The organism is Paraburkholderia sp., from assembly GCF_036488795.1.
GTDB lineage: Bacteria > Pseudomonadota > Gammaproteobacteria > Burkholderiales > Burkholderiaceae > Paraburkholderia.
Genome location: NZ_DASXHA010000022.1, coordinates 1 through 6363, shown reverse-complemented (window position 1 = coordinate 6363; position 6363 = coordinate 1). Strand labels below are relative to the sequence as shown.

Annotated in this window: 6 protein-coding genes; 5 read left to right on the top strand and 1 reads right to left on the bottom strand. The window is 63.1% G+C overall.

The features are described from left to right. The 4 genes from VGH41_RS03165 to VGH41_RS03150 all read left to right on the top strand — a co-directional run. Positions 1-481 (top strand): acyl-ACP--UDP-N-acetylglucosamine O-acyltransferase (locus tag VGH41_RS03165; RefSeq protein ID WP_414696593.1); only part of this gene is annotated, 481 nt, incomplete at its 5' end. A gap of 3 nt (positions 482-484) precedes the next feature. Further along, entirely contained in the window at positions 485-1654 is a 1170-nt protein-coding gene (gene lpxB / locus VGH41_RS03160) for a lipid-A-disaccharide synthase (protein WP_331595891.1), read from the top strand. Beyond that, positions 1651-2412: a ribonuclease HII gene (gene rnhB / locus VGH41_RS03155; RefSeq protein WP_331595890.1), complete on the top strand. Its 762-nt coding sequence runs from the start codon at positions 1651-1653 to the stop codon at positions 2410-2412. The genes lpxB and rnhB overlap by 4 nt, the downstream gene beginning before the upstream one ends. A gap of 78 nt (positions 2413-2490) precedes the next feature. After that, positions 2491-3273, top strand: coding sequence for an RNA methyltransferase (locus VGH41_RS03150; RefSeq protein WP_331595889.1), 783 nt, complete (start codon positions 2491-2493; stop codon positions 3271-3273). Positions 3274-3325: 52 nt separating this feature from the next. On the opposite strand, the gene ppsR is transcribed toward VGH41_RS03150, so the two are convergent. Then, positions 3326-4141 carry a posphoenolpyruvate synthetase regulatory kinase/phosphorylase PpsR gene (gene ppsR, locus VGH41_RS03145; RefSeq protein WP_331595888.1) on the bottom strand — a complete coding sequence of 272 codons (816 nt, stop codon included), beginning with the start codon at positions 4139-4141 and terminating at the stop codon, positions 3326-3328. A 559-nt stretch (positions 4142-4700) separates the two neighbouring features. On the opposite strand from ppsR, the gene ppsA reads away from it, so the two are divergent. Further along, positions 4701-6363: phosphoenolpyruvate synthase (gene ppsA, locus VGH41_RS03140; protein ID WP_331595887.1), on the top strand; the 1663-nt coding region annotated here is incomplete at its 3' end.

Sequence of the window (6363 nt, the reverse complement as noted above, 5' to 3'; positions counted from 1 at the left end):
TGTGACGACGTTGGGCGACGACAACTGGATCATGGCGTACGTGCACCTCGGGCACGACTGCCACGTCGGCAGCAACGTCATCCTGGCCAGCAACGCGCAAATGGCGGGCCACGTGACGATCGGCGACTACGCGATCGTCGGTGGCATGTCGGGCGTGCACCAGTTCGTGCGCATCGGCGCCCATTCGATGCTGGGCGGCGCCTCGGCGCTCGTGCAGGACATCCCGCCGTTCGTGATCGCCGCGGGTAACAAGGCCGAGCCGCACGGTATCAACGTCGAAGGTCTGCGGCGCCGCGGTTTTTCGGCGGATGCGATTTCGGCGCTGCGGGCCGCGTACCGTCTGCTGTACAAGAACGGGCTGTCGCTCGAAGAAGCCAAGGTGCAGCTGTCCGAGCTCGCCACGGCGGGCGGCGACGGCGACGCGCCGGTGCAGGCGCTGGTGGATTTCGTGGTCGCGTCGCAACGCGGCATCATCCGCTAGACGATGGCCTTGCAAACCAGTCCGCTTCGGCTCGCAATGGTAGCCGGCGAGCCGTCCGGCGACCTGCTTGCCGCGTCTCTGCTCGATGGCCTTTCGAGCCGTCTGCCCGCCGGCACGCAGTACTACGGCATCGGCGGCCCGCGCATGATCGCGACGGGCTTCGACGCGCACTGGCCCATGGAAAAGCTGACCGTGCGCGGCTATGTCGAAGCGCTGCGGCACATTCCGGAAATTCTCGGCATTCGCAACGAGCTGAAGCGCCAGCTGCTCGCCGAGCCGCCGTCGGCGTTCGTGGGTGTCGACGCGCCGGACTTCAATTTCGGCCTCGAGCACCCGTTGCGTGAGGCCGGCATTCCCACCATCCACTTTGTCTGTCCGTCTATCTGGGCGTGGCGCGGGGGCCGGATCAAGAAGATTGCCAGGGCCGTCGACCACATGCTGTGTGTGTTCCCGTTCGAAACGGCGTTGCTTGAAAAGGCGGGTGTGGCGGCGTCCTATGTAGGCCATCCGCTCGCCGACCAGATTCCGCTCGAGCCGGACACCCTCGGCGCGCGCCGTACGCTCGGTCTGCCGGAAAGCGGGCCGGTGATCGCCGTGCTGCCCGGCAGCCGGCGCTCGGAAATCGATCTGATCGGCCCGACCTTCTTCGCCGCCATGGAATTAATGCAGCACCGCGAGCCGGGTCTGCGTTTCGTGATGCCGGTGGCGACGCCGGCGCTGCGCGAATTGCTGCAGCCGCTGGTGGATGCCAGTCCAGGCCTCGCGTTGACGCTGACAGAAGGCCACGCTCAGGTGGCGATGACCGCCGCCGACGCGATCCTGGTGAAGAGCGGCACGGTGACGCTCGAAGCCGCGCTGCTGAAAAAGCCCATGGTCATTTCCTACAAGGTGCCCTGGCTGACCGGTCAGATCATGCGGCGGCAAGGCTATTTGCCGTATGTGGGATTGCCGAATATCCTGGCAGGGCGTTTCGTGGTGCCTGAAATCCTCCAGCACTTCGCGACGCCTGAGGCACTGGCCGACGCCACACTGAAACAGTTGCGCGACGAAGGCAACCGGCGCACGCTGACGGAAATCTTCACGGAAATGCATCACGTGCTGAAGCAGAACACGGCCCAGCGTGCGGCAGAGGTGGTGGCGAGCGTCATCGAAACGCGCAGGGGGCGTCGGTGACCGGCGCACGTGCGCCGCGGCGCCAGTCCGCATCCGCTGCGGCGCAGCCCGGCTTCAACTTCAACGGGCCTGACGAGATCGTCTGCGGCGTCGATGAAGCCGGACGCGGGCCGTTGGCCGGCCCGGTCGTCGCCGCGGCGGTCATTTTCGATCCGACGAAGCCGATGATCCGCGGCCTTGACGATTCCAAGGTCCTCACCGCCAAAAAGCGCGACGAGCTGTATGACAAGATCGTCGACCGAGCGTTGGCCTACTGCATCGCGTCCGCGTCGGTCGAAGAAATCGACACGCTCAACATCCTGCACGCAACCATGCTGGCGATGAAGCGCGCCGTTGAAGGCCTCGCTGTCATGCCGACGCTCGTGAAAATCGACGGTAACCGCTGTCCGGTGCTGAACATCCGCAGTGAGGCGGTGATTGGCGGCGACGCGCTGGTGAAGTCCATCTCAGCGGCGTCGATTCTCGCCAAGGTGACGCGCGATCGCATGCTGCTCGACTTGCATCAGACGTTTCCGGTCTACGGCTTCGACGCGCATTCCGGTTACGGCACGCCCCAGCATCTGGCAGCCTTGTACGAGCATGGGCCATGCGAGCATCACCGGCGTTCGTTCGCGCCGGTGCGTGAGGCGCATCTGCGGTTCGGCAATATGCTCAACACGTCGGGTGCGAAAGGCATGGCGCCACTCGCAGCGACTGCGGGGCCTCCGGTGCCGAATGACTGGCTCAACGACCCGTTCGGCGAGGGTGCGGTTTCCTGACGTGTCGTAGTCGTAGCGCCCAGGCCGGTTGCCGCGTTTCATTCTGTTTTGCTCACATTCTCACTGTCTTCGCTGCCTGTGAAAGCCATCACCTCGCGGGACAATCCGCTCTACAAACGCCTGAAAGCACTGGCCGGTTCGACGCATCAACAGCGTCGCAGCGGCCACGCGCTGCTCGAGGGTTTTCATCTGGCAAGCGCCTATCTGGACGTCGCCGGGCAGCCTGAAACCTGCATCGTCACAGAGGGCGCGTTGCGTCACGACGAAGCGCAGGCGATCGTTGCCCGCATCGACGAGCACCGCATCGTGACGCTCCCAGACGCGCTGTTCGGCCAGTTGTCGAATGTGGTCAACGGCGTGGGCATTCTGCTGCTGGTGGAAAAACTCGTAGCGCCCTTGCCGGAGCGGGTCGCGCAGACCTGCGTGGTGCTCGACGGCGTGCAGGATGCGGGCAACGTCGGCTCGATTCTGCGCAGCGCTGCGGCCGCCGGTATTCAGCAGGTGTTTTGCGCGCCGGGCACGGCCTACGCGTGGTCGTCGAAGGTGTTGCGCTCGGGCATGGGCGCGCATTTCCTGTTGCAGATTCATGAAGACGTTGCGTCCGACACGCTGATCGAGCGTCTCGCCGTGCCCGTGGTGATCACGGATTCGCATGGCGCCGAGGCCATCTACGATTGCGATCTGTCCGGTTCGCTCGCGTGGGTGATGGGTAACGAGGGTGCGGGCGTGTCGCAAGCGTGGCGCGATGCGGTCACGCTGCGCGTGACGATCCCTCAGCCTGGCGGCATGGAATCGTTGAATGTGGCGGCGGCTGCCGCCGTGTGTCTCTTCGAGCAGTGCCGCCAGCAGCGCGGTGCGTGACATTGCGGCTCACGCACTCCGCTAGCATCCGACGCGCTAAACGGCTGCCGAATCAATACGCCGGCCGGTCGAGCTTGATTTCCTGCAGGATCGTCGTCGCGATCTCTTCGATCGACTTGTGCGTCGACGACAGCCACTTGATCCCTTCGCGCCGCATCATGGCTTCCGCTTCGTTGATCTCGTAACGGCAGTTTTCCGGCGCCGCGTACTTGCTGCCCGGGCGGCGTTCGTTGCGGATTTCCGATAGGCGCTGCGGATCGATCGACAGCCCGAACATCTTGGTGCGGTGCTCGAGCAACGGCGTGGGCAGTTTGCCGCGTTCGAAGTCTTCCGGAATCAATGGATAATTGGCTGCCTTCACGCCGTATTGCATTGCCAGATAAAGGCTTGTCGGCGTCTTGCCGCTGCGCGAGACGCCCACCAGGATCACGTCGGCGTCAGCCAGATTGCGGTTCGATTGCCCATCGTCATGGGCGAGCGAGAAATTGATCGCCTCGATCCGGTTCTTGTATTCCTCGGTGTCGGCGTTCTGGTGGCCACGGCCCATGGCGTGGCTCGACTTCAGTTCCAGTTCCTGCTCGAGCGGTTCGACGAAGGTCTGGAACATGTCCAGCACAAGCGCGTTCGAGCCCTTCACGATCCGGTTCGAAGAACTGTCGACCAGCGTTGTGAAGACGATAGGCCGGCGGCCATCCTGTCTCACCGCTTCGTTGATTTTCTCGAGCGTCGCGTAGGCCTTCTCCGTGGAGTCGACAAAGGGCACGCGAACCAGGCGGAATTTCTGGTCGAACTGGGAAAGGATCGAATGCGCGAAGGTTTCGGCAGTGATCCCGGTACCGTCGGAGACGATGAATACGGTGGGCGGCATCAGTGGGGCAGGGAACGTGAGCGGGAAATTACGCTCGAATCTAACATCGCCGCGCTGACGCGTACTGTACGGTGGCTAACCGGAGCCTACAGCGGCGTCGGCGCGGCGCGCCGTGGCGCCGCTCGCGCGCCCTCTGACGACCGGGGCCTCGCAATGAGCCCGACGGGAAGTCCGGGGCGCGGTTCGAGGCGCAATTCTCGTCCGACAGTCACATTTTGAGAGTCGGCACGGTAGAATAGCGGCAACCTGTTGGATAAGCAATTGCAGGCGAACCGCGCGTAACTCGCATTTATCACGCGCTCAACGCACCGCTTTTTGCAGGTAACCTGCGGCGAATCCGAAGAATTTCGTCAAACCGCCGGCATCGTCGCGCTTTTTGCTTGCTTCCTGCTGAAGCGCGTGCGGCCTCGGTTACCGGATTAAGCGGCTGCTGATCACGCCGCGCAAGCGATTGCTTATCTAACAGGTTGTGCAAGACGTCGAGATCCGGCTTCCTATGAGCCCTCGCGTCCGAGCCCACTTGCACAGCCGGGTATTTTTTCCACACTTAGGGGCTTGTATGACTAACGCAGTTAACGTCGCAAAGGATCAGGCGTATGTAGTTCCGTTCGAGCAGTTGCGGATGACCGATGTGGAGATCGTGGGCGGCAAGAACGCGTCCCTTGGCGAGATGATCAGTCAGCTCGCCCAGGCAGGCGTTCGGGTTCCGACCGGCTTCGCCACGACGGCACTCGCATTCCGCGATTTCCTTCATCACAACAATCTCACCGAACGCATCGCCAAACGTCTGGAAACGCTCGACGTCGACGACGTGAAGGCGCTCGCCGAAGCGGGCAAGGAAATCCGTCAATGGATTGTCGACGCACCGCTGCAGCCGAAGCTCGAGGCTGAGATCCGCGCGGGTTTCGATACGCTCCAGAACGGCTCGCCGGAAGAACTTTCGTTCGCGGTCCGCTCGTCCGCCACGGCAGAAGACTTGCCGGACGCGTCGTTCGCGGGTCAGCAGGAAAGCTATCTGAACGTGGTCGGCATCGACGACGTGCTGGATCGTATGAAGCACGTGTTCGCGTCGCTGTATAACGACCGCGCTATTTCGTACCGGGTCCACAAGGGCTTCACCCACGCTGAAGTGGCGTTGTCGGCGGGTGTGCAGCGCATGGTGCGCTCGGACGTCGGCGCGGCCGGCGTGATGTTCACGCTCGACACGGAATCCGGCTTCAAGGACGCGGTCTTCATCACCTCCAGCTATGGCCTGGGTGAAACCGTCGTGCAGGGCGCCGTGAATCCGGACGAGTTCTACGTGTACAAGACCACGCTCGCCCAAGGCAAGTATCCGATCATTCGCCGTTCGATCGGCTCCAAGCTCATCAAGATGGAGTTCACCAAGCCGGGCGAGCCGGGCCGCGTGAAGACTGTCGACGTGTCGCATGAGCAGCGCAACCGCTTTTCGATCAGCGACAACGACGTGATCGAACTGGCGAAATACGCGGTGATCATCGAGAAGCATTACCAGCGTCCGATGGACATCGAGTGGGGCAAGGACGGCCGGGACGGCAAGATCTTCATTCTGCAGGCACGTCCGGAAACGGTGAAAAGCCAGGCCTCGGGCAAGGCCGAGCAGCGCTTCAAGCTGAAGGGCCAGTCGCAGGTCATCGTCACGGGCCGCGCAATCGGCCAGAAGATCGGCGCGGGCCCCGTGCGCGTGATTCATGATCCGTCGGAGATGGACCGCGTGCAGCCGGGCGACGTGCTGGTTGCCGACATGACCGATCCGAACTGGGAACCGGTGATGAAGCGTGCGTCGGCCATCGTCACGAATCGTGGCGGGCGAACCTGCCACGCGGCCATCATCGCGCGTGAGCTGGGCGTGCCGGCGGTGGTGGGCTGCGGCGACGCAACCGACCTGCTGAAGGACGGTGCGCTCGTCACCGTTTCGTGCGCGGAAGGCGACGAGGGCAAGATTTACGACGGCCTGCTCGAAACCGAAATCACCGAAGTTCAGCGCGGCGAACTGCCGCCGATTCCGGTGAAGATCATGATGAACGTCGGCAACCCGCAGCTCGCGTTCGACTTCTCGCAGTTGCCGAACGCAGGCGTGGGCCTCGCGCGCCTCGAGTTCATCATCAACAACAATATCGGCGTGCATCCGAAGGCGATTCTCGAGTACCCGAACGTCGATCAGGATCTGAAGAAGGCGGTCGAAAGCGTCGCACGCGGCCATG